Origin of the sequence: Streptomyces sp. NPDC052236 (assembly GCF_044548015.1) — a bacterium.
Taxonomy (GTDB): Bacteria; Actinomycetota; Actinomycetes; order Streptomycetales; family Streptomycetaceae; genus Streptomyces.
Window position 1 is genome coordinate 1 of sequence record NZ_JBIUBL010000054.1, and the last position, 24,050, is coordinate 24,050.

At 69.6% G+C, this 24,050-nt stretch carries 17 protein-coding genes; 8 read left to right on the forward strand and 9 right to left on the reverse strand.

Annotated elements, in window-relative coordinates; all coding sequences use genetic code 11:
• Window positions 1-216 (forward strand): DUF664 domain-containing protein (locus ACIHCQ_RS43225; protein WP_399674641.1); only part of this gene is annotated, 216 nt, incomplete at its 5' end.
• A gap of 185 nt (window positions 217-401) precedes the next feature.
• Here ACIHCQ_RS43225 and ACIHCQ_RS43230 read toward each other — a convergent pair.
• From ACIHCQ_RS43230 to ACIHCQ_RS43240, 3 genes are all read right to left on the reverse strand, one after another.
• On the reverse strand, window positions 402-1,343 hold the full coding sequence (locus ACIHCQ_RS43230; protein ID WP_399674643.1) for an adhesin: 942 nt from the start codon (window positions 1,341-1,343) through the stop codon (window positions 402-404).
• 112 nt (window positions 1,344-1,455) lie between these two features.
• On the reverse strand, window positions 1,456-3,387 hold the full coding sequence (locus ACIHCQ_RS43235) for an MFS transporter (protein ID WP_399674645.1): 1,932 nt from the start codon (window positions 3,385-3,387) through the stop codon (window positions 1,456-1,458).
• A 186-nt stretch (window positions 3,388-3,573) separates the two neighbouring features.
• On the reverse strand, window positions 3,574-6,105 hold the full coding sequence (locus ACIHCQ_RS43240) for a D-alanyl-D-alanine carboxypeptidase (RefSeq protein WP_399674647.1): 2,532 nt from the start codon (window positions 6,103-6,105) through the stop codon (window positions 3,574-3,576).
• Window positions 6,106-6,331: 226 nt separating this feature from the next.
• Here ACIHCQ_RS43240 and ACIHCQ_RS43245 point away from each other — a divergent pair, with 226 nt between their 5' ends.
• From ACIHCQ_RS43245 to ACIHCQ_RS43255, 3 genes are all read left to right on the forward strand, one after another.
• On the forward strand, window positions 6,332-7,063 hold the full coding sequence (locus ACIHCQ_RS43245) for a GPP34 family phosphoprotein (protein WP_399674649.1): 732 nt from the start codon (window positions 6,332-6,334) through the stop codon (window positions 7,061-7,063).
• Between the two features lie 237 nt (window positions 7,064-7,300).
• Complete coding sequence (locus ACIHCQ_RS43250) at window positions 7,301-8,158, forward strand: helix-turn-helix domain-containing protein (RefSeq protein ID WP_399674651.1); 858 nt, start codon at window positions 7,301-7,303, stop codon at window positions 8,156-8,158.
• A gap of 185 nt (window positions 8,159-8,343) precedes the next feature.
• The gene (locus tag ACIHCQ_RS43255) at window positions 8,344-8,553 is read left to right on the forward strand and encodes a DUF397 domain-containing protein (RefSeq protein ID WP_399674653.1); all 210 of its coding nucleotides are present in this window, start codon (window positions 8,344-8,346) and stop codon (window positions 8,551-8,553) included.
• Between the two features lie 123 nt (window positions 8,554-8,676).
• Here ACIHCQ_RS43255 and ACIHCQ_RS43260 read toward each other — a convergent pair whose 3' ends face one another.
• A complete protein-coding gene (locus ACIHCQ_RS43260) occupies window positions 8,677-9,519 on the reverse strand; it encodes a hypothetical protein (protein ID WP_399674655.1) in 843 nt (280 codons plus the stop codon).
• Window positions 9,520-9,602: 83 nt separating this feature from the next.
• Between ACIHCQ_RS43260 and ACIHCQ_RS43265 the strand changes: the two genes are divergently transcribed.
• From ACIHCQ_RS43265 to ACIHCQ_RS43275, 3 genes are all read left to right on the forward strand, one after another.
• Window positions 9,603-10,814 (forward strand): FG-GAP-like repeat-containing protein, encoded by a 1,212-nt coding sequence (locus ACIHCQ_RS43265; protein WP_399674657.1) that lies wholly within the window; start codon window positions 9,603-9,605, stop codon window positions 10,812-10,814.
• 95 nt (window positions 10,815-10,909) lie between these two features.
• The gene (locus ACIHCQ_RS43270) at window positions 10,910-11,692 is read left to right on the forward strand and encodes an SDR family oxidoreductase (protein ID WP_399674659.1); all 783 of its coding nucleotides are present in this window, start codon (window positions 10,910-10,912) and stop codon (window positions 11,690-11,692) included.
• Between the two features lie 382 nt (window positions 11,693-12,074).
• Window positions 12,075-13,631, forward strand: a complete 1,557-nt coding sequence (locus ACIHCQ_RS43275) for a sodium:solute symporter family protein (RefSeq protein ID WP_399674661.1) — start codon at window positions 12,075-12,077, stop codon at window positions 13,629-13,631.
• 65 nt (window positions 13,632-13,696) lie between these two features.
• On the opposite strand, the gene ACIHCQ_RS43280 is transcribed toward ACIHCQ_RS43275, so the two are convergent.
• Window positions 13,697-14,836, reverse strand: coding sequence for an ADP-ribosylglycohydrolase family protein (locus ACIHCQ_RS43280; RefSeq protein WP_399674663.1), 1,140 nt, complete (start codon window positions 14,834-14,836; stop codon window positions 13,697-13,699).
• 78 nt (window positions 14,837-14,914) lie between these two features.
• On the reverse strand, window positions 14,915-18,514 hold the full coding sequence (locus tag ACIHCQ_RS43285; RefSeq protein WP_399674664.1) for a tetratricopeptide repeat protein: 3,600 nt from the start codon (window positions 18,512-18,514) through the stop codon (window positions 14,915-14,917).
• A 250-nt stretch (window positions 18,515-18,764) separates the two neighbouring features.
• On the opposite strand from ACIHCQ_RS43285, the gene ACIHCQ_RS43290 reads away from it, so the two are divergent.
• Window positions 18,765-19,463 carry a LuxR C-terminal-related transcriptional regulator gene (locus ACIHCQ_RS43290; protein ID WP_399674666.1) on the forward strand — a complete coding sequence of 233 codons (699 nt, stop codon included), beginning with the start codon at window positions 18,765-18,767 and terminating at the stop codon, window positions 19,461-19,463.
• On the opposite strand, the gene ACIHCQ_RS43295 is transcribed toward ACIHCQ_RS43290, so the two are convergent.
• The 3 genes from ACIHCQ_RS43295 to ACIHCQ_RS43305 all read right to left on the reverse strand — a co-directional run bounded on the left by ACIHCQ_RS43295 (window position 19,457) and on the right by ACIHCQ_RS43305 (window position 23,821).
• Window positions 19,457-20,251: a hypothetical protein gene (locus tag ACIHCQ_RS43295; RefSeq protein WP_399674668.1), complete on the reverse strand. Its 795-nt coding sequence runs from the start codon at window positions 20,249-20,251 to the stop codon at window positions 19,457-19,459. The genes ACIHCQ_RS43290 and ACIHCQ_RS43295 overlap by 7 nt on opposite strands.
• 48 nt (window positions 20,252-20,299) lie before the next feature.
• Window positions 20,300-21,007, reverse strand: a complete 708-nt coding sequence (locus ACIHCQ_RS43300; RefSeq protein ID WP_399674670.1) for a hypothetical protein — start codon at window positions 21,005-21,007, stop codon at window positions 20,300-20,302.
• 219 nt (window positions 21,008-21,226) lie between these two features.
• Window positions 21,227-23,821, reverse strand: coding sequence for a bifunctional FO biosynthesis protein CofGH (locus ACIHCQ_RS43305; protein WP_399674671.1), 2,595 nt, complete (start codon window positions 23,819-23,821; stop codon window positions 21,227-21,229).
• Window positions 23,822-24,050 lie beyond the last annotated feature (229 nt).

Consider the following 24,050-nt stretch of genomic DNA (forward strand, 5'->3'; position numbering starts at 1 on the left):
GCGGGGGACCAGCCTGCCCAACACCGTTCGGGGCAGCGCCACCGAGCAGCAGTCCTGGCACCAGGACTCACTCCCGCTCAGTGTCTAGGAACGGTAGTCATGGAGCAGCCGGTCAGCCTCCGCTGGATCTATGTGCATCTGATCGAGGAGTACGCGCGGCACAACGGCCACGCGGACCTGATCCGCGAGCGGATCGACGGCACAACCGGCACGTGAGCGCGTCAGCGCGTCCCGCGCGCCCACGTACTGACGGACCGAGGGGGGACGAACCATGGGACCCGAACGCCATCGCATCGTCGCTGTGCCCGGCGCGGGCATGGCCTGGTGGCGCCATCTCGGCAGCGACAGCCGCTGACCGCACCGTAGACGCGAACGCGAAACGCGAAACCCGAACCCCCGCCTCAAGCGCGGCAGTCCGCCCGCATCTGGGCCGCCGCGTGGTGCGCGCCCTCGCGTTCGGCGCTGCCCCGGTCCACCCCGCGGTCCACCAGCCGCACCGAAAGCTGCTGGTTGAAGACCGGGATCTTCTCCACGATCACGCCGCTGCCGCGCAGCGCGGTCTGGTCGACCTCGAAGGACCTGATCGCGCTCGCCCCGGCGTCGTCGCCCGTCAGGATGTGATACGTCGTCGGCTTGCCCGCCACATCGCGGGCGCGGTTGCTCTCCGGGACAACCACGGACACCGAGCAGGACGTGTACCCGCTGCCCAGGTACCACGACCAGGTCGCCGTGCCCCCACCGTCCTTGGTCGCACTGCCCGACATGGGGATCGCGGTGAAGCGGCCGTCGCAGCCGTCGCCCCTCCGCCCGCCGGAGTTCACCGTGTACCAGCCGTCGTTGCCATCGCCGTAGCGGCCACGCTCTGCGTAGACACCGCCGCCTGAGCATCCGGGTCCCGCCCAGGCCGAGTACGCGGCGCCCTGCCCCCTGCTCCCCGGCGGCTTGGGCGTGGCCGTGGTGCCCCGCGAGCCGCTCGCGCTGGGGGACGGCGAGCCCGGACCCGTAGGCGACGCGGACGCCGACCCGGACCCGGAGGCGGACGCGGAAACCGACGCGGCCGGAGGCAGCGCCGTGGGGACGATCCGTTGCGGAGTCCCGCCGAGGCCGCCCACGTCGCCGCCCGGGCTACCGCCGGACGCGTCCGCGCCGTCCGCCCCGGCCGACTCCGTGTCGCCGCCCCCGTACAGCGTGACCACCGAGACCGCCAGCGCGAGCACGGTCAGTGCGACTCCCCCGGCCAACAGGAACTTTCCGCTACGGCCCTTGCCACCCATCCCGCATGCCGGACACTTCGTCCCGGACAGCGAGCCCCCGCCGTTGCCGCCGCATCGTTCGCATGCCATGTCGCACCTGAACCACTAGACCGACTGATCAGTATGTTTGAGTACTCAACTATGCATCAGTGGACCATACGGAGATAGGGGTTAACCCAGGGTAACCAGGGTGCTAACAGCGCTAGCGGAGTTCATCGGGGCAGGGAGTCCCGCGCGGCAGCCCGTACGGTGCCGCCAGCCGGTACACCCCCGGCTCGGGCGCGAGCAGTTCGGTCCACTCGTCACCCTCCCCGTCCTCCTCGGCCTTCAGCAGACAGCCGTTGAGGTTGAGATAAGTCTTGGGCCCGTCCTCGCGCGCCTGAGACTCCTCCGTCTCCCGCGGGCCCTTCACCTTCTCGCCCTTCTCGTCCACGATGCTGAGCCACGGCGAGTACGGCACCCGGATCAGCACCCGTCCCGCCGTCTCCACCTGGATCGAAACCCCACCCGCGCCCGCGTAGTTCACCGTGGCGGGCGGGTCGGCCAGCGGCATGGGGTCCTTCACCGAGAACACCTGCCAGTTGGCGTCACCCCAGACGCGCGTCAGATACGGCTGCCCCTCGCGGACCAGCTCCGCCTCCTGCTCGGCCCCGGAGTCGGGCGTCCCCTCCGGCAGCACCACGTAGTGCACCGCCCACCGGTCCAGCCAGGCGCGGTAACCGGCGGCGGTCAGGGTGTTCTCGTCGTCGTAGAAGAGCGGGTTGCGCTTCATGTCCGCCTGCCGGTTCCAGCCGCGGGCCAGATTGACGTACGGGGCGAGCGCGGACGCCTCCCGGTGGCTCTTGGCGGGGACCACCTCGACACGGCCACGCTCGGCGCGGAGCCCCTGGAGCTGGTTGACGAGCGGCGCGAGCTCACGGTTCCAGGACGCGGTCGGGGCCGTACGCACCATGTCGTTGACGGCCTTGAAGCCGATCCAGAAGTTCAGGCCCGCGAAGGCGAGCACCAGCGTGTACCACTTGCGGGAGCTCGGCTTGGTGTACGGCAGCGCCGCGAGCAGCACGACGCCCGCGAACAGCATCGGGAGCCGGGACACGTTCGAGCCGATCTGGGAATCGATCGCCCAGGTCAGCAGCGTACCGACGGTGTAGACGGCCGCGGCGACGCGCACCGTGGCCCAGCTCTTCGGTACGAGGAAGAAGGTCAGCACTCCATAGGCGAACGGGAGCGAGGTCGACCCGAACGACATCGGCTGCGTACCGGAGAAGGGGAACAGCCAGGAGGACAGCGCCACGACCGCGACCGGGGCGAGGCCCAGTGCGTACGCGCCGGGGCGGCGCTTGTTCAGGAACAGCGCCGCCGCGACGACGCCCAGGAACAGTCCGGCGACCGGGCTCGACGCGGTGGCAAGACCGGCGAGCGGCGCGGCCACCACCGCCTTCGCCCAGCGTTTGCGGCGCCAGCGGTGCGGCCAGCAGAAGACCGCGGCGACCGCGGCCAGCGCGAACATCATGCCGAGGCCGAAGGTCACGCGGCCGGAGAGCGCGTTGCAGAGGAAGGCGAAGACCCCGGCGAGCGAGCAGGCCACGGGGTTGCGGACGGCGCGGACGCGGACCAGGATCAGCGCGGTCAGGGCGGCGGAGACCGTACCGGCGACCATCATCGTCGAGCGGACGCCGATCAGGGACATCAGATACGGCGAGACGACGCTGTACGAGACCGGGTGCATCCCGCCGTACCAGGCGAGGTTGTACGCGGAGTCGGGGTAGCGGCCGACGAACTCGGCCCAGGCGTCCTGGGCCGCGATGTCGCCGCCGCTGTTGACGAAGAAGAAGAACCAGAGCAGGTGCGTGAACGCGGCGAGGGCGGTCGCGAGGAGGACGGGGTGACGCGTCAGGCGGTCGCGGAGCCCGGCGACGAGTCCGGGCGCGGAGCCGGAATCAGCGGGACCGGGATCAGCGAGACCAGGATCAGCGGGACCGGGCTCAGCGGGACCGGGCTCAGGGGAGCCGGGCTCAGCGGGCTCAGCGGGACCGGGCTCAGGGGCGGTGCCGCCCGGCAGGGGCCGGCGTATTCGCAGCCCGGTGTCAAGACTGCTGCTGCTGTCCGCCTGTGTCGGCTCAGCGGTGGTCACTGCGGCTCTCCCCGTCTCCCCCGGCTGTGGCGGCTGCTCCGGCCTGTCAACCTCCGACGTACTCCATAGTGCTGGTCCGCACCCTCAAGGACGCTGTCCGGGCGTCCAGAAGTTGCCCCGGGGCCTCTGGGACGCTAACACGCGGGCGCCCCGGAATCCCCGGGACGCCCGCGCCTCCGTACCGTTCTAGCCGAGCCGGAACAGCTTGTCGCCGAGTCCAGGCTCCACCAGGTCCCGCTGGAGCGCGACCGGTGCCGTCACCTTGCTGGTGCCGCTGCCGACGGAGACCTGGCCCACGACGTCGCCCGCCTTCGCCGAGTGCGGGAGGGTCTTGCCTCCGTCGGTGAGCGCGATCTCGATCTTGACCCCGGCCCAGCCGATCGGCTTGAGCTCCTTGGTGGCGACGACCGCGGTCCGGCCGCCGAAGCCGTCGTCGATGTAACCGACGACATCGCCCTTCTTGATGACGGCGGCGGAGGTGAGGCCCTGCTGAGCCGCCTTGATCACCTCGATGCTGTACGTGATCGCCAGCTGCAGCTTGTCGAAGAGGATGTCGGCCTTCTGCGCGCCCATCGAGATGCCGACAATGCGGCGGGGCTTGCCGTCGACCTCGGCCTCGGCGGCCCAGAGGAGATTGCCGCCGGCGGGAGTGGACGAACCGGTCTTGATGCCGCCGATACCGTCCAACAGCAAGGCCCTGGCGTTGTTGTTCTCGATCCTCCCCTCGATCCCGGGGACCGTGATATTAGGCCGGTCGACGGTGTCGCGGAACACGTCGTTCTGCATGACCGCCTTGGCCAGCTTGAGCTGGTCCAGGGGCGTGGACACCGTGGTTTCCTTCAGGCCGCTCGGGTCCGTGTAGGTGGTGTTGGTCATGCCGAGATCCTTGGCGGCGGCGTTCATCTTCGCGACGAAGGCGGCCTCGGTCTTCGCGTCCCAGCGGGCGAGCAGACGGGCGATGTTGTTCCCGGACGGGATCATGAGCAGCTGGAGCATCTCCCGCTCCGTGAACTGCTGCCCCTTGGAGACCTTCGCCACCGACTCGTTGTCACCGTTCCCCGACTCGTCCTCGGCCTTCTGATCGACCTCGATCTTCTCTCCCGCCTCCTCGCCGGAGATGGGGTGCCCCTTGAGGATCACGTACGCGGTCATCGCCTTCGCGACGCTCGCGATCGGCGCCGGCTTCTGATCGCCGTACGTCCCCATGCTGCCGACGCCTTCGACCTCCACCGCGCCCTGGCCATCGGCGGGCCACGGGAGGGCGAGGGGGGTGCCCTGGAAGGTGTACGTGGGGGTGGTGGAGAGCGCGAGCTGCGGGGCCGGGAGCGGGCGTACGGCCTGTACGACCGCAAAGACGATCAGCAGCAGCACGGCGAGCGGCGTCCAGATCTTGATCCGGCGCACGACGGTACGGACGGGGGTCTGGGGCGGGGGCGGGGTGTTCGTCAGCTCGGCGAGGAGATCGAGCGGGGGCAGCGGGGGCATGGGCTGCTGCCGGGTCCGCTCGACCTCAGCGACGGCGGGCTGGGCCGCATGGTCCGTCCGGAGGGGTACGAAGGTGCTGCTGCGGGCGGCGTCGCCCTCGGGCTTGGGCTTGGGCTCAGGCTTGGGCTCAGGCTTGGGTTCGGGCTTGGGTTCGGGCTTGGGTTCCCGGGGCAGCGTGAGCGCGGTGGTGGCCTGGTCGCCACCGGGGCGCCGGGGTGCCCTGAACACGCCGGTGGGCTGATCGACGGGGGGCTTGTCCGCGTCCGGGGTGACGTTTGCGTCCGCGGACGCGTCGTCCTTGCCGGGGTCCTGACTGCCGTCAGAACTGGGCCGCGCGGCCCACTTGGGAACGACCCGGGCGTCGGCCCTGGAGGCTGAGCTCTTCGCGCCCTCGTCGGTGGACGCAGACTCCGAGTCTCCCGCGCCGGTCGCGGCAGCCGGAGCATCGGTCTCGTCGGCCTCAGGGGCCGAGCCTTGCGCGCCGGCCGCTTCCTCGCGCGGCGCGCCGCCAGCCCGCTCGGGCACGTCCGAAGCGACCCCGAGGGCCACGCCGGCCGGGCCGGAGTCCGAGTCCGCGGCACCCGCCGCAGACGGCGAGGCCTCCGCCTCGTCCGAAGCGACCGGGGAGGCCGCCCCAGTCGGCTCCGCATCAGCCGGGTCCGAGTCCCCCGGACCGGTCACGGCAGCCGAAGCCTCCGCCACGTCAGCGGACGCCTCCCCGGCGTCCTCACCCGAAGGCGCAAGCTCCGCCTCATCGGCCTCGGAAGCCGCCGTTTCAGCATCCGCAGGCTCGGCCGCAGCCGGAGCCTCAGCCTCAGGCTCGTCCGCCCGCTCAGGAACGTCAGGCACGTCCGAACCGTCGGCCGGAGCCGAGCCGTCCTCGTCCACGTCCTCGTCCGTGGCTGACGAGGCCTCAGCCTCATCAGCCCGCTCGGGCACGACCGGCACGACCGAATCCGAATCCGAATCCGCATCCACGTCCGCGGTCTCGTCCGCGCTCGTCACCCACGCCGCCACCGCCGCCCGCAGCTTTGTGTCCGTCTCCACCGGGTCCGTACCGGCCGACGCCTCCGGCGCCGGCAGCTTGAAGACCGCCGTCTGCTGGTCCACCCCCGGAGCCGCAGCCCCGGAGCTCGCCTGGCCGAACACAGCCAGCCGCGGGTCGCTCTCACCCGGAGTCGTCGCCCCCGACGACTTCCGCTGCTCCGACTTGTCGGGGGACTCGCCCGCCACCGTGCCTCCTCAGATGCGTCATGCGCCGTGTCTACGTCCACGAGCGCGCCGCCACCCGGCAGCCCGTGTTGTCCGAACCATCTACCAGTGTCCAGTGTGAGAACCCCGTCTCCGCGCCTAGACGAGAACGACATACCTTCCGGTTCCCACCCAAAGCACCCAGGCGCTCTCGACAGACCAATGTGAGAGGGGTCACCCTGTCATTCATCCACGCGGGGAGGCATGGATGGGCAGGAGCCGCAGAACACTTCCGGAAGAGCTTCTGTTGCTCGCTCTGGACCCGACCACGGGTACCACAGCGCAGCCGCAGTCGCTCGACCTCGGCCTGGCCGGAGCCCAGCTTGTAGAGCTGGCTCTGGCAGGACGGATAGCCCCAGACGGGGATCGTATCGCCGTGGTGATGCCACGGCCGACCGGAGATCCGACTTTGGACTCCGCACTGGAACTGCTGCGCCGACGCGGCAGCCCGGTTCGGGCTGTTCACTGGATTGGCGGGCCCCGGCTGGGGCTGCGTCAGATTTACCTCTCGCATCTGGAGCGGTGCGGCATGGTGCATGCCGTAGCGGGCCATATGTGCGGAGTTCTGCCGACGACTCGCTACCAGGCGACGGACACGGCAATCAGCCGGGACATCAGGGCCCGGCTGGACAGTGCGATCCGCACCGGTGTACCGCCGGACCCGCGGACCGCGGCGCTCGCCGCGCTGGCCCACGCGGTCGGACTCGGCAAGCACCTTTACCCCGGAAACGAGGGGCGTTCCTCGCGATCCCGCCTGCGGGATCTCATCAGGCACGACCCCATGGGCGGACTCGTGGCGCACGCCGTGATGGACGTTCAGAACGGTGTGGCCGCACAGCCCCGCCGTAACGCCACCGCACCCAGCGGCGGCGGTCCCCAGCCGACGGGAGTACCGATGCAACCACGCCACGGAAGCATGGCCCGCGTCGCCGCGCACTGAGCTGAACGACCAGCCCCCGACCAAATTCCACACCGCTCCACACCGCTAAACACCGCAGAACCGCCGCACCGACGTCCCCAAGACCCGGTCCGGGAGCCGCATAGGACGCGCGGGGCCAGCCCTCCAGCTGCCCCGCGCGTTCGCGTGTGTGGCCATTTCGCAGCGCGGCCACGACCATTGGTGGCAGTCTGCTGAGCGGTAGATACGCTCAGCTACGCAGCCGGAGGTGCAGTTTCCGTGGCGTCCAACGTCAACCCCACCGTCAGGCGACGCCGATTGGGCCAGGAGCTGCGTCGGCTCCGCGAGCTCAAGGGCATGACCGCCGAAGAGGTGGCCGAGCGCCTCCTCGTGTCCCAGTCCAAGATCAGCCGCCTTGAGAACGGCAGGCGCTCGATCAGCCAGCGCGACGTCCGCGACCTGTGCACCGTGTACGAGGTCGAGGACCACCGCATCGTCGACTCGCTCATGCAAATGGCAAAGGACTCCCGCCAGCAAGGCTGGTGGCACGCCTTCGGCGACATCCCGTACAGCGTCTACATCGGCCTGGAGACCGACGCGGCCAGCCTGCGCGTCTACGAACCCCAGGTCGTCCCCGGCCTGTTGCAGACCCGCTCCTACGCCGAGGCGCTCGTCGCCGGCGCGCTGCCCGAGAGCGGCACGTCCGACGTCGAGAAACGGGTCAGCGTCAGACTGCGCCGCCAGGAGCGGATCAAGGACGCCGAGCACCCTCTGCGCCTGTGGGTGGTGATCGACGAGGCGGCGCTGCGCCGTCTCATCGGCGACAAGACGCTGATGTGCGAACAGCTGGAGCATCTCGTGGAGCTGTCCCAGCTGCCGCATGTCACCGTGCAGGTGCTGCCCTTCGAAATGGGCGCGCACCCGGGCATCAACGGCCAGTACGCGATCCTGGAGTTCCCTGACGCCTCCGACTCCAGCGTGGTCTATATCGAGGGCGTGACCAGCGATCTGTATCTGGAGAAGGCCAATGACGTGCAGAAGTACAGCGTCATGTACGAGCATCTGCGCGCCCAGGCGCTGAACGCGGATCAGACCCGGCAGTTCATCGAGGACATCGCCAAGGGTTACGCCCGCTGAAACGCTTCCGCTGCGCGCGGGGGGCGCACAGTACACCCCCGCAGGGGGCAGCGGAAGAGTCAGTGGAATATGCCATCAGGTTGAGTGAATGCCTGCCTCACGCACCCACTGCGGCGAGTAGCGTCGATCAGGCCAGCGACAATGTTGGCGTGAATCACACCACTTGGTGAAGCGGAGCGAACAACATGGCAATCATTCAGGGCGCCACGGACACCTGGACAAAGTCCTCGTACTCTACGGGAAACGGCGCGTGCGTAGAGGTCAAGTCCCCCGCCGCGCAGGCGATTGCCGTCCGGGACTCCAAAGTCCCCGCCGGCCCGTCGATCACCTTCGTCTCCGAGTCGTGGAACGCGTTCGTGTACGGCGTCGGGCAGGACGCGCTCAAGCTTGGCTGAGTACGACACCGAGTACGACACCGAGCAGCGCGACAAGCACCCGTGAAATGAGCCCTCTCGACTGGTCCGCCGTCCCGGCCGAGGGGGCTCGGCCATACCCACGACCGCTCCCCCCTCACCGCCTCACCTCAGCTCGTCGACATAGCGGTCCGTGCCCGGAACCGTCGGAATGAAGGGCGCCACCAGCTCCACCCGCCCCAGCCCCGATGCAGCCACCGCCGCGTCCAGCCCGGCGAACACCGCCTCCCACCGCTCCCTCGGGTCCTCCTCCAGGAACCACAGCAGCGTCAGCCGGCTGTCCACCCCCTCCACCTGCTTCACATAACTCATCCGGTCGCCCGGCAGCGGCGTCGGCCGGAAGACGGTCACCATGGCCGCCGGTGAGCCGTCCAGCGTCTGCGGCAGCCGCTTGGTACGCAGCCACTCCACCAGCTCCGCCCGCTGCCCCGGCCCGTCCGTGTCGATGACCTCCACCACCAGACCGGCGTACGGATGGTCCAGCGCGTGATAGTCGCGCGGCCCGGCCGCCCCGTCCCGGTAGACGGTCGCCTCGTGGTCCTGGAAGGCCGTAAAGACATGCGTACGGTCCTGGTAGACGCGACCGTCGCGATTCAGCCGCTTGTTGATCCCCACGGTCCACTTCATATGGTCCGCGTAGCGGCCGTCCGTGATCCAGTACGTGGAGATGTAGCAGCCCGCGGTCACCGGCTGGGCCACCGCGGACTTCTCCGGGTAGCGCAGCAGCTGGAGGTCCCTGGTGGCGACCCAGCGCCGCCCCGCGTACATCCAGGGCATGGCCATCGCGCCCGCGTAGTAGTGGTCGTCCTCGTACCAGCGGTTGTACGCGTGCTCATGGCCGGGATGCGGTTCGACCATGGTGATCAGGGCGTGGCCGGGGCGCACCCCGTACGGACCGATGCCCGCCAGTTCCGCGTACACCTCGCTGCGCGTGTCCTCTGTTGTCATCCCACCGGTTTAGCTGATGGGGTGTCAGTTGGGGAGTGGCCCGGCGGCACAACCTTTCCGGTGGCTGAATAGTCGTCCTGCACATGAAAAGAAAGAGACGCGGCTTCGCCGCGGTGGCGGGCCTTCTGATGGGCGGCCTGATGGCCGCCGTGCTGCCCGCCCAGACGGCCCAGGCCGCGAGCGGGTACGACCGCTGCCCGACCGGCTACTTCTGCGGGTTCACCGGCACCTCCGGCGACGGCACCATGTTCAAGACAAAAGTGAACATGCCGACCATGGGTAGCTGGGACAACAAGATCCGCTCGTACACCAATCGCGCGGGACAGATCTCCTGCCTCTACACCCAGGCGAACTACTCACTGAGCGGGCCCGACGGCTCGTACTGGGCGGAGGACCCGAACAGCCCCGGCGAGGGCAGCTGGAGCAGCCATCTGGACCGGGCGATCAGCTCCATCAAGTGGGTCAGGACCGAGCGCGAGTGCTCGCAGAACGCCTACCCCCGCTGGTGGCCCGAGACCGCCCCGAAGGCGGCCGGCTTCGGCGACCTGGACAACAACCGCACGCCGGACATCCTCGTACGGGACGGAGTCGGCCGCCTCTGGTTCCTGCCCGGGGACAACTCGGGGCGGCTCGTCGGCAATGGCTGGAACGCCATGACCGCGCTGACCCGCCACGGCGACCTGACCGGCGACGGCCGTGAGGACCTGCTCGCCCGGGACAAGAGCGGCACGCTCTGGGTCTACCCCGGCCGCGGCAACGGCACCTTCGGCGCCCGTACATCCGTGGGCACCGGCTGGAACGCCATGACGGCCATCAAGGCGGCCGGCGACCTGACCGGCGACGGCCGAAAGGACATGCTCGCCCGCGACACCACCGGCAGGCTCTGGCTCTACCCGGGGCGCGGCAACGGCGCCTTCGCCGCGCGCAAGTCGCTGGGCACCGGCTGGAACGCGATGAACCAGCTCATCGGCTCCGGAGACATGAACGGGGACGCCAAGGCTGACCTGCTCGCCCGCGACACCACCGGGAAACTGTGGTTCTACCCGGGCACGGGCAAGGGCGGCTTCGGCGTGCGCAAGCTGCTCGGCAGCGGCTGGCAGGTCATGCAGACAATGCTCGCCGTCGGCTCGTTCGACGGGGACGCGAAGAACGACCTCCTGACGATCACCAACGACAAGTACCTCGGCGGCCACCCCGGCTGGCTGCTGGGCTACCGCCTCTCCACCACAGCGCCCAGCTTCCTGCGCGCCCAGGAGCTCGACGGCGACTGGTGGGGCCTGAACAGCGCCTACTGACGCCGCATGTAGCTCCTTCTCCCTTCCTTCCGCGCCCTCCGGCTCTTACTCTGACGCTCCGTCAGAGCAAGAGCCGGACCGCCGAGGGAGCACGCATGCTGCTACAGGACAAGACCGTGATCGTCTCCGGCGTCGGGGCCGGACTCGGCCATCAGATCGCCGCCACCGTCGTACGGGACGGGGGCAACGCGGTCCTCGGCGCGCGCACCGGAGACCGGCTCGCCAAGGCGGCGGGCGAGATCGACCCGGCGGGCGGGCACACCGCGTACCGGGCCACGGACATCACCGACGAAGCGCAGTGCGAGGCGCTGGCCGCACTCGCCGTCGAGCGCTTCGGGCGGGTCGACGCGGTCGTGCACGTGGCCGCCTGGGACAGCCACTTCGGGGGTCTGGCGGACGCGGACTTCGAGACCTGGCACCAGGTCATCGATGTGAACCTGCTCGGCACCCTGCGGATGACCCGGGCCTGCCTGCCCGCGCTCAGGGAGCGGGGCGGCTCGGTCGTCATCATCGGTACGCAGTCGTCGGTCGCCGCGCCCTCACAGGTGCGGCAGGCGGCGTACGCGGCGTCGAAGGGCGCGCTCACCTCGGCGATGTACTCGCTGGCGCGGGAGCTGGGGCCGGACCGGATACGGGTGAACACGGTGCTGCCCGGCTGGATGTGGGGGCCGCCCGTCCAGGCGTACGTGCGGTTCACGGCGCACACCGAGAAGGTGCCGGAGGGGGAGGTACTGGGGCGGCTCACCGAGCGGATGGCCCTGCCCGAGCTGGCCACGGACACAGATGTCGCTCAGGCCGCGGCCTTCCTCGCCTCCGACCGGGCCCGGGCCATCACGGGCCAGTCACTTCTGGTCAACGCCGGCGAACTGATGCGGTAGCTCAAGCGGTAGCGACACAGCGGCAGTTGTCGTCACGCAGTTGTCGTCACGCAGTTGCCATTACGCAGTTGCCATCACCCTTTCTCAGGCCGCGCGGGACCCGCATCCCGTGCGGTCATCCTGTGTTTGTGGAACCTGATGAAGCGCCCGCTCATCGTGTGGCCGCCGTCACGTTCCCGACAACGCTCCGGATGGTCAAGAACAAGCAAAATGGTTCGGCTTGCTGATCTGTGTTCACATTTCTGACCAGAGGAACCCTTGACCCACCGCCCGGCGAGGCGGTTCAATCCCGGAAGTCCCCACTCCCGCAAGGGGGCGCCGCTCAAGAACGTACTGGCGAAGCGCGCTCCTCGTTCACAAGGCGGACCCCTGGAGGGGGCACATGAACAGTCTCGACTGGACCGTGCTCATAGGCTATTTCGGCGTGATGGTCGCGATCGGCGTCTGGTCTCACAAGCGCGTCGAAAGCGTCAGCGACTTCTTCACCGCCGGCGGAAAGATGCCCTGGTGGCTGTCCGGCATCTCCCACCACATGTCGGGCTACAGCGCGGTGATGTTCACCGGTTACGCGGCCATCGCCTACACCTACGGTGTCACCTCGTACGTCACCTGGTCCTTCCCCATCGCGATCGGCATCGCGATCGGCGCCAGGCTCTTCGCGCCCCGGCTCAACCGGGTGCGCTCACGGCTGCATGTCTCCTCGCCGCTCGAATACCTGAAGAACCGGTACAACCTGCCGACACAGCAGGCGCTGGCCTGGTCCGGCGTACTGCTGAAGATTGTCGACGTCGGCGCCAAGTGGGCGGCCATCGCCACCCTGCTCGCCGTCTTCACGGGCGTCTCGCTCAACATGGGCATCCTGATCACCGGCGTGGTCACGGCGGTCTACTGCACCGTCGGCGGGCTGTGGGCGGACGCGCTCACCGAGCTCGGACAGTTCATCATCCAGTTCATCGCGGGCATCGCGATGCTCGTCGCGGTCCTGGCCGAACTGGGCGGCTTCAGCAGCCTGTGGACCGTATGGGACGAGCCGGAACTCAACGGGCACACCGAGCCGCTGGCCGGGCCGTACATGATGGTGTTCCTCATCGCGTATCTGTTCATCAAGACCTTCGAGTACAACGGCGGCATGTGGAACCAGGCCCAGCGCTACATGGCCACCGACTCCGCGAAGTCCGCGCAGCGCTCCGGCCAGCTGTCCGCGATCCTGTGGCTGATCTGGCCGCTGGTCCTGTTCTTCCCGATGTGGGTCGCGCCGGTGCTCATCAAGACCGACACCCCCTCCGACAGCTACGCGCTGATGGCCGAGCAGCTGCTGCCGCACGGTCTGCTGGGCCTGGTCATCGTGGGCTTCTTCTCGCACACCATGGCCATGTGCTCCTCGGACGCGAACGCCATCGCCGCCGTCGTCACCCGCGACATCATGCCCGCGGTCTCCCGCAAGGCACGCCAGTGGGACAACCGCGCCGGGCTCGCCGCCGCGCGGCTGACGACCCTGCTCTTCCTCGGCCTGTCCATGGCCATCGCGACGCAGGTCAACTCGGACTTCTTCGGTGACATCATCACCGTCGTCATCAAGTGGGTCGCCGGGCTGATGGGTCCGATCGCGATCCCGCTGATGCTGGGCCTGCTGCCCTGGTTCCGCAAGTGCGGCCCGACCGCCGCGCTGATCAGCTGGGGTGTCGGACTGGTCACCTTCTGGCTGGTCAACTACCCGATCACCTGGAACGTCGACGGCGGCGTACCGCTCCAGTACCAGGTGTCCATTCCGCTCGCGGTCTCGCTCGTCCTCTACATCGTCATCGGCTACATCAAGCCGGAGGACACCCCGGAGCGCGACGCGGTGCTGCACTTCATCAACAACGACGACGACGGCAGTGCGGGCGCGGCGGCCGTGCAGGTGCCGGCGCCCGTCGCGGCGAAGGGCGCGGACGACTGACCTGCATGACGTATACGTGAGGGCCCGGCTTCTTCGCAGAAGCCGGGCCCTCGTGCGTACGCGTGTCAGCTGCGCGGGTAGCGCGCCAGCCAGCCCGGCGCGGTGACCGTGGGCCCGTGCAGCGCCGGGCCCTGCGTCATCTCCATCGCGAAGTCGTCCGCCAGCTCCAGGATCGTCGGGCGGCCCTCCAGCTCCGAGAGCCAGGCGGGCGGCAGCGCCGTCTCGCCGTGCAGCGCGCCCAGCAGCGCGCCGGTCAGCGCCCCGGTGGTCTCCGAGGGCCCGTCGTGGTTCACCGCGAGGCGCAGGCCGTGCCGGATGTCCTCGCCAACGAGCGCGCAGTACACGGCGATACCCAGGGCCTCCTCGGCGCTGCGGCCCTCGCCGAGGGAAGCGATCCTGGCCGGTCCCGGAATGCCCTGGCGTACGGTGCCGAGCGCGTGCTGAAGGGCGTCCGTGACGGGCTGGTGCCCGGGGCGCGGGGCCAGCTGCGCCAGGGCGCGCTGCACCGACCCGTCGAGGCTCTCCCCGCGCGCCAGACCATGCACGATGACGGCGAGCGCGCCGGCGGAGAGATACGCGGCGGGGTCGCCATGGGTCTGCGCGGCGCACTCCACGGCGAGCTGGCACACCAGCTGCGGCTCCCAGCCGACGAGCAGCCCGAAGGGCGCGGAGCGCACCAGCGCCCCGGCGTCGCGCGCGGACGGGTTCTTGGGCGCGTCAAGCGTGCCCATGCCCTCGTCCGAGAGCCCGATGAGGCAGGCCTTCGGGGGGTCGCGGCGGCTGTAGAGCCACTCCTCGCGGGCGAGCCAGCCGTTGTCCCTGCGGCGCTCGTCGGGGCCCCAGTCGTGCTGCGTCGCCGCCCACCTCAGGTGCGCGCGGTGCACATCGGTGGGCGGGTGCCAGGCGCCGGTGTCGCGGCGCACCTGGGCGCGTATCAGCCCGTCGACGGTGAAGAGGGTCAGCTGCGTGGCGGCGGTGACCGCGCCTCGGCGGCCGTGGACGGGTCCGGGTACGTAGTCGGCGACCGCGTCCGGGCCGTGTGTCCCGCGTATCTCCTCAAGGGTGAGCGCGGAGATGCCCGCGCCGAGCGCGTCCCCGATGGCGCCGCCGAGCAGCGCGCCGCGCACCCGGGAGCGGAAATCCTGCTGCTCGGCACGGCCCCACACGGCTGTGGCTGTGGCTGTGCCTGTGGTTGCTGAGCTCACGGCGCGGCCCCCCTTCCTCGTCCCCCGACGTCGAACGTGTGCCTGGCGCAGCACTGTAATCGACCGGGAACAGTGGGTTCAGAGCCCCTGCCGGAACTGGGCCGATGCCAGCGCGTCCTTCGCGGCGGCGAGGCGTCGCGTACGCGTATCGAGCTCGGCGGTGTCCGCGTCCGGGCACTGGGCCAGTTCGGTCAGTACGTCCAGGAGGTCGGCGAGTTCGGCCCAGGAAGGCGCGCCGCCGAGGAGTTCATCGAGCAGCGCGTCCGCCCGTGCCCAGTCCCCCAGCGCGCAGGCCGCCGGGACACCCTCCCCCGCTGCCTCCCACAGCTCCCGCGCCCCCGCCAGACCTCCCGCACGGCTCACGGTGAGCGCCGAGCGCACAAGCCCGCGCCGGACGTCAGAGCCGACCTCCCGGTCCGGTACCGCCTCAAGGACGTCCGATACCGTCTCAACGAAGCCCATACGGTCCAAAATGGTCAGCACCGCGAGGTATTCGGCATTGGACTGAGCGGCCCGCTCCAGCGTGGCAAGCGCCTCCTGGGGGCGCAGGCCCACATTCGCGACTTCCCGCGTGCGGTGCTCCGCCGGGCCGTTACCGCCCAGCTCCTCGAACCGGTCGAGATCGGCCTGCGCCCGCGGCAGGCTGCCCATCACCACGTGCACCGCGGCCCGCCGCCCATACGCCCAGCCGTACGCGGGGTCGAGCGCGATCGCACGGTCCAGCTCCGTCAGTGCCTCCTCGTACCGCCCCAGGTCCTGGCAGGCCGCGCCCCGCTCGGCGGCGATCCACGCCTTGTCCGGCTGGAGCTCCGCGGCGTGCGCCAGGTCCGTCAGCGCCTCTTCGTAGCGGCCGAGGCCGCGCAGCGCCTGCCCGCGGCTGCCGAACACCCAGCCGTCGCCGGGGGTCAGCACGGCCGCGCGGTCATAGTCGGCGATGGCCTGCTCGTACCGCTCCGCGCGCCGGTGGGCCTCCCCGCGCAGCATCAGGTGGACCGCGCTGTCCGGCGTGACGGTGACCGCCCGGTCCAGGTCCGCGAGTTCGCCGTCGAGGTCGCCGAGCACCCGGCGCACCCCCGCCCGTACGGACAGCGCGAACGGCTGGTCGGGATCCGGCTCCAGCGCGAGGTCGAGATCCGCCAGCGCCTCTTCGTACCGGCCGAGACGCTCGTAGGCCCGCCCCCGGGAGACGCGGGCGTAGCCGTAGTCCGGGTCGAGCGCGAGCGCCCGGTCGTAGTCGGCGATGGCCTCCTCGTACCGCTCCGCCAGCTGGTGCGCGTACGCCCGCTGCGCCAGCGCCCACCCGTCGAACCGGGCGCTCTCCACCGCCCGGTCGAGGTCGGCGAACTCCAGGTCACTGTCGCCGCGTGCCCGGTGAATCTCGGCCCGCCTGATCAGCGCCCACACATAGTCGGGCGTCAGCTCGACCGCACGGCCCAGGTCGGCGAGCGCGTCCTCGGTCCTGCCCAGCGCCTGTTTGGCCATGGCGCGGCTGCCCAGCGCCCACGCGTACGCCGGGTCGAGCGCGAACGCCCGGTCGAACTGCGCGATCGCCTCCTCGTACCGGCCGTCGTGGCGCAGGATCTCCCCGCGCTCGCCGACGATCCACGGATTTTCGGGTTCGATCGCCTCGGCCCGGCCGATGTCCTCCAGAGCTCCTTCGGTGTCCGCGAGCGCCCGCCGCACCTGGGAGCGCCGCACCAGCGACCAGACATGGCCCGGCTTGAGCTCCAGGGCCCGGTCCAGATCCGCCAGGGCCTCGGCGTTCTGGCCCAGCGCGTGTCTTGTCAGCGCGCGGCTGGAGAGCGACCAGGTGTCGACGGGGTCGATCCCCAGCGCCCGGTCGAACTCCGCGACGGCGTCCAGCCACCGCCCCATCAGGCGGTACGTCTCGCCCCGCCCGTAGTACGCCCGTCTGCACCGCCCGTCCAGGCTGATCGCCCGCCCGTAGTCGCGCAGCGCGTCCTTGTACTGGCCGGTGTTGCGGTGGTCCCGGGCGCGGACGACCAGGGCGGCGACCCGCCCCTCGTCCGGCAGCTCGGGCCGGGCGAGGATCAGGCCCAGGGCGGCTGTGGCCCGTAGCTGTTCGTCCTCCAGGGCGGCCAGGCAGTCCCTGCCGAACGCGCGCAGCGGCTCGCTGTCGCTGTCGCCGCCCGCGTCGGCGACGGCCTGCGCCCAGCGCCGCGGGGCGACGCCGCCCGCGTCGCAGGCGTCGGTCCCGTCCCGCAGCACCGCCGCGAGTGCTGTGCGCGGCTGCGCGCACAGCAGGTGGTACGTCTCCTCCACCTTCAGCTCGCGCCAGGCGTCCTCCGCCCATGCCTCGCCGGGCTCCAGGCCGTCGCCGGCGGCTTCGCGCCAGCGGCCGAACGAGTGGGCCAGGCGGGTGTGAGCGGCGCGCCAGCGCTGTGGGGAGCTGTTGCGCTGGAGCCGCAGCATCGGCTCCCGTACGACGTCGTGGTACTGGGCCCGGCCGCCGCGGTCGGACACGAAGGGCAGGGAGCGCAGCCAGCCGAACAGCCCTGCCGCGTCGCCTTCGACGGCGGCCTGGAAGATGTCCTCGTTGAGGCGGCGCGGCAGCGCGCCTTCGAGGGCGGCGGAGCGGCGTACGGGGTCCCGCTCCCACTTCAGGAAGCGCTCGACGGCGGTGGCGCTGGGATCGTCCACGGAGTCGGCGTCAGCGCCGTTGGCGCTCTCCGCATTGCCTGCCAGTGAGGCGGCCAGCGTCGAGACGAGGACCGGGAGCCCCCCGGAGAGGCGCAGCACGGCCTGTACGACGTCCTCGCCCACCACGCGCTTCGCGGCGAGGAGCTGCCGGGCTTCGGCCTCGGTGAAGGGCACCAGCGGAAGGTCCGTCACGAAGTCGATGTTGTCGGCCCAGCAGTTGGTGTCGAGGGTGCCCTGGCCGGCCATGGTGGCGACGACCTCGGCGGGGAGCTCTCCATACCGATCGCTGGTGATCAGATCGCGCAGCCAGGTGTCCAGGAAGGGGCTGGTGCGTTCGTACGTGTCGAAGAAGAGGGTGATCCACGGGACGTCGGCCGCGACGCGGTGCAGCTCCGCCATCAGTACGGGGGTCAGGGCTTTGAGCGGATCGAGGACCAGCTGTACGTCCTCCTGCTTGCCGAAGTGCGCGCTGAGCAGGGCCCGTACGTGGTCGGCGCCGCGGGCGACCTGTGCGGGGTCGACGGCCCCGGCGAGCGCGCCGACGATGGGCACGGTGCCCAGGCCGATCAGCCCGGCCTGGGCGACGGCCATGCTGCCCGCGGAGGGCTGCTGTGCCTGCGGCTGTGCGTCGGGAGGTGGGGCAGTCGTCAGCACCTCGGCCTCGTAACGGCGTTGGCGATACGTCGCCAGGAGCCGGTCCAGGGCCTTCAACGTATGCCCCTGCTGAGCGAACTGGGCGCTGATCGCGGCCATCGCCTCGGGCACGCTGTTCACGGACTCATCGATGAGGGCGGTGAGCGCGCGCCGCTCGCGCGCGGTCCGTACGAGCTCACGCACGAGGGAGGACTTGCCGACGCCGGCGTTGCCGTGGATGTGGAAGATGAAGCGGTGCCCCTCGTCCTCCGGAGGCACGTCCAAGTTTTCCCGGAAGACGGCCAGTTCGTCGCGGCGTCCCACGAATCCGGCGCGCCTGCGGTCGTTCATCAGCTGCTGCGCCGACCGACGTGCCTGTGCCATAGAGCGCCCCCTCCAAGGTCCAGGTTCAGTCTGTCAGTCCGAGTCCGGCACACGGTGCCGAGGACGCCAAGGACGCCAAGGACGTTTGAGAACGCCGACAACGCCGAGACCCGACAGAATTTCGTTGAATCTTTGAACACGTGCCGCCCGGCCCGCGTACCAAGGAGACGTCATGGGTTTCTGCGGAAGGACACGTGCAATGCGATCCTCCTCATGTGCCAGTAGCATCCCCGACCGCTCCCCCAGCACGTTGACCGTCGCACTCGCTTGCGCCGAAGGCGACTGGCCGCACGACGAATGGCCCGGTCCTGACGATCCGTTCGTGGCCCGGCTCGTACCGCCCCCGTACGACGGCCTGCGCACCGACGTTTACGACGCACCCGACGTGGTGGTGCTCCGCTGCGACGATCCGGCGCATGCCTTTCCCAGGCTGCAGAGCGTCATGGGCGAGAAGACCGCGCCCGTGGTCGTCGTCAGCCCTGCCTGGGACGCCGAGCAGGTCGTCGGGCTCTTACGCCGGGGAGTCGCCGGATATCTCGTCGACGGGGACTACTGCCCCTGCATGCTCACCGCGGCGGTCCTCGGGACCGCGAGCGGGCAGACCCATCTCTCCCCGATGGCGTGTGCGACGCTCAGGGAGGGCGCTCAGCACATGGCCTCCGGGAACGGCGGCGCGATGCAGCGGTTACGGGCCGGGCTCTCCCCGCGTGAACGCCAGATCATGGAGCTCCTCTCCAGTGGCTTCGGGGCACCGCAGATTGGTCAGCGGCTGAACCTGAGCGAGAAGACGGTGCGGAACAACCTCAGCAACGTTTACGCCAAGCTCGACGCCCGGGGCAGTACGGACGCCGTGCTGCTGTGGCTGGGCGCCATGCCCCACGAAAACGGCCCCCGCGTCGAACGCGGGGGCCTTCAGCGGCCTGGGCCTGAAGTGCTCGGAAATTACTGAGCGGCGATCTCGGACAGGGGGATTTCGATGTCGGTCACATTCGCGCCGCCCTCATCGAATCCGGGTTCCGCCCTGACGCTTCCCTCCGAGTTGATAATTCCGTTGGCCTGAGGGGTTCCGCACTTCACATTGCGTAGCCAGAGACGGCCGTCGGGAGTCCCGTTCTTGAGGAGCTGCGGATAGAAGACGTGATGCGTCGCTCCGCCTTCGCTGGGGGAGAAGAACACCTTCTGGCCGTCTTGCTCCTCCTTGTACGTGGCCTTGAGGAAGCCGCTCACATCGGTGCGCTTCGATGACCACATGAAGAATCCGATGTGCTCCGGCTTCACGGTGTCGGTCCGGCTGAACGACATGGTCTGCGTTGTGTCATCGCGCTTGATGTTGATTTCCGAGGTGTTGAACTTTCCGCCGATCTCGAAGACGGAGGGCAACACCAGAGTGAAACCGCCGTCGACGACGAAGCCGTCTTCCAGCTGGACGACTCGGGTGACCGACGCGGTCACGTCGAACGCCTTCGTGACAGGGCCGGTCGAATCGCAGTTGTTCGACACCGTGGAAACCCGCTCGTTGGGGCCGAGGCTGTTCCGCCTGACCTGGACGTCGACGAAATCGCAGCTGTCCAGCTTGTCGGAGTCCGCCTTGCAGTCGGCCGCCACTTCGGACGGGGTGGCCGCACCCGCCTGGCTCATCAGTGGCAAAGCCACCGCGAGGGCGGCCACCGGGGCCAGGACAAGGGTGATGCGCTTCTTCTTGCTCCGATGGTTTGCCTTGCTGCCGGTGCGTGTCATCGTGCGTCTCCTGGGAGGGAAGGGAGGGGAGGGGGGTGCGGAGGCCGGTCAGCAGTCGGTGATGACGGGCTTGATCTCCCCGTCCACCACTCCGGGCGCACCTGCGGCTCCGGCCAGCATGTGGGGCCCCTCGACAACTTCTGGCGCCGCGAAGTTCTGCTCAGGAGAGGGGTTGACCGCGAAGCTCCCCGGGTCGGCGTCGATGTGTACCCGCCATTCGCCGGTCATGCGCTGCATCTTCGGCGTGAATTCGAGGGCGAGTACCTTGCCGGGGGCAACCTCCCGCGTTTCCGTATCGCCCGCACTTGCCGAGTTGATGGTCATGTCCAGGGTTCCCTTGTGTTTGAGCCAGGAACCGGTCAGAGCGCCGAAGAGTCCGCCGCCACCGCCTTGCTGTGTCACGGTGTACGTACCCTGGCCCTGAGCCGCCGTCGAGGACCACTTGATCGTCACCTTCGACGGTTCGGTGGCATTCGGCTCACAGTTCGGGAAGTCGATCGAGGCCTTCTCCGGCGGGCCGTTGAACGTTTCGAACTTCGTCTCGACGAAGTCACACGTGTCGGCCCTGAAGCCGCCGCCAATAGGCTCACGCACTTGCTGCTGCACGCCGTTGATCTTCGATGAGCGGTCGCACAGGCCCATGATCTCTTGTGCCGACTTCACGTCGGCGGCGTTCGCCGAGGGCAGCAGAGCGATGACAGCGCCACCCGTGGCGAGTGCGCATCCGAGGGCAACCAGCCGAATGATTTTAGCCATGTCTCGTTCCGTCCTTGGGAGTGCCTTTGCCTTTCATGTAAGGAGTATTGGGAGACATGGGTCCTGCCAACAGGGTCAAATATCCCTACTCGCTGGTTACTTTGAATTCACATCGTGGCGAGTTACCCGTGATACATCCAGAACGCCTGATTTAGGAAAGCGACGTGGGTCACACTGGTGTCTTCGGCGCGGGGTTTGTGCAAGAGGTGGGAAGGGCCTCTACTGCTCCAGCAGGGGAAGGAGTTCGGGCAGATGACCGTCGGACCCGGCGGCGGCGCGCACGCGCTCCTCCGGCACCTCCCCGTACAGCGTCGTACGCGGCTTCGCCGGGCGGCCCGCCTCCTCCGCGATCGCGATGAGGTCCTTGACCGAGCGGTACGAGCCGTAACTCGACCCCGCCATCCGGGAGATGGTCTCCTCCATCAGCGTGCCGCCCAGGTCGTTCGCGCCCGAGCGGAGCATCTCGGCCGCGCCCTTCTGGCCCAGCTTCACCCAGCTGGTCTGGATGTTCGTGATGTGCGGGTGCAGCAGCAGGCGCGCCATCGCCATCACCGCGCGGTTGTCCCGGTCCGTCGGGCCCGGCCGGGCGATGCCCGCCAGGTAGACGGGCGCGTTGGTGTGGATGAAGGGCAGCGTCACGAACTCCGTGAAGCCGCCCGTCTCCTGCTGGATGCCCGCGAGCGTACGGAAGTGGCCCAGCCAGTGCCGGGGCTGGTCCACATGCCCGTACATCATGGTCGAGGAGGAGCGGATGCCCAGCTCGTGCGCGGTCTTGACGACCTCGATCCAGGTGGCCGTCGGCAGCTTGCCCTTCGTGAGGATCCAGCGGACCTCGTCGTCCAGGATCTCCGCGGCCGTCCCCGGGATCGAGTCCAGGCCCGCTTCCTTCGCCGCCGTCAGCCACTCACGGATCGAAAGCCCGGTCCTCGTGGCCCCGTTGACGACCTCCATCGGGGAGAACGCGTGCACATGCATCCCCGGAACGCGCTCCTTCACGGCACGCGCGATGTCGAAGTACGCCGTGCCCGGCAGGTCGGGATGGATGCCGCCCTGCATGCACACCTCGACCGCGCCCACCTCCCACGCCTGCGCGGCCCGGTCCGCGACCTGGTCGAGCGAGAGCGTGTACGCGTCCGCGTCCGTACGCCGCTGGGCGAAGGCGCAGAAACGGCAGCCGGTGTAGCAGACGTTGGTGAAGTTGATATTGCGCGTGACGATGTACGTGACGTCGTCGCCGACCACGTCACGGCGCAGCTCGTCCGCGATCCGCGTGAGCGCGTCGAGCGCAGGACCGTCCGCGTGCAGCAGCGCGAGCGCCTCGTCGTCGGTGAGCCGCGTCGGATCGTCCGCCGCCTGGGCCAGCGCGGTTTTGACGTCCCCGTCGATACGGGAGGGCACCATGCCGGGCACGGCGGCCTCGCGCAGCGCCTCCCAGTCCCCGTACACGTCCTCGAAGTCGTCACGCCGGTCGGAGGTGCGCCCCTGCGTGTCGATGGTCCGGTGCAGATCGGTGCGCCCCGCGGCGGTGAACCCTTCGTCCGGCTCCTGCCAGGGCAGGCCGACCGGCAGTACGTCCTCGCGGGCCAGGCCCGTCTCCGGGTCGGCCAGCGCCCGGACGTGCGGCAGCAGGCGCGGATCCAGCCAGGGCTCGCCGCGCTGCACGAACTCCGGGTAGATGGCGAGCCGCTCGCGCAGCGAGAACCCGGCCGCCGCGGAGTGCTCGGCGAGCTGGTCGATGTGCGGCCAGGGCCGCTCGGGGTTCACATGGTCGGGCGTCAGCGGGGACACCCCGCCCCAGTCGTCGATGCCCGCGCCGATCAGCCGCGCGTACTCGCCGTCCACCAGATTCGGCGGGGCCTGCAGACAGGCGGATGGCCCCATGATGTGCCGGGCGACGGCGACGGTGGCGACCAGCTCGTCCAGCTCCGCGTCGGGCATGCCGCGCATCGCCGTGTCCGGCTTGGCGCGGAAGTTCTGGATGATGAGTTCCTGAATGCCGTGGTACGACCGCGCCACACGGCGCAGCGCGAACAGCGACTCGGCCCGCTCCTCGTACGTCTCCCCGATCCCGATCAGCAGCCCACTGGTGAACGGCACGGACGACCGCCCCGCGTCCTCCAGGACCCGCAGCCGCACAGCCGGTTCCTTGTCCGGGGAGCCGTTGTGCGGCCCGCCGGGCTCGCTCCACAGCCGGGTCGCGGTGGTCTCCAGCATCATCCCCATCGAGGGAGCGACCGGCTTGAGCCGCTGAAAGTCGGTCCAGGACAGCACACCCGGGTTGAGGTGCGGAAGCAGCCCTGTCTCCTCCAGGATGCGGATCGCCATCGCGCGTACGTACGCGATGGTGTCGTCGTACCCCTCGGCCTCCAGCCACTCCCGCGCCTCGGGCCAGCGGTCCTCGGGCTTGTCCCCGAGGGTGATCAGCGCTTCCTTGCAGCCGAGCGCGGCGCCGCGCCGGGCGATGTCGAGCACCTCGTCGGGCGACATGAACATGCCGTGCCCGGCGCGGCGGAGCTTGCCGGGAACGGTGACGAACGTGCAGTAGTGGCACTTGTCGCGACAGAGCCGGGTCAGCGGAATGAAGACGCTCTTCGAGTACGTGATGACCCCGGCCCGCCCAGCGGCCTCCAGCCCGGCATCGCGCACCCGCGCGGCGGAGTCGGCCAGATCTGCGAGATCGTCCCCGCGCGCTTGGAGGAGGACGGCGGCCTCGGCGGTGTCGAGGGCGACGCCGGTCCTGGCTCGCTTGAGGGCGCGGCGCATGGCGTTCTGGGTGGGACGAACGGGCTGCTGTCCGGGCTGGTGATCGCTCATGAATCGAGCATACGAGCGCAATGTGACAGGGGCAGTGACAGTTTCTCGCTCTCGAGATCTTCAATGGCCGAGATTACGGCGGTGCGAAGTCAACTCCCTGTGCCAGCAGGCGCATCTGCCCCCTGACGCGTCTAGGATGCGCTGGCGTGGGGGAATCGAATGCTGGGCGTGCGGCAGGGGTTGTTCTGGCCACCGGCCGTACCCGGGTGTGGGTGGAGCGGGGTGCGCT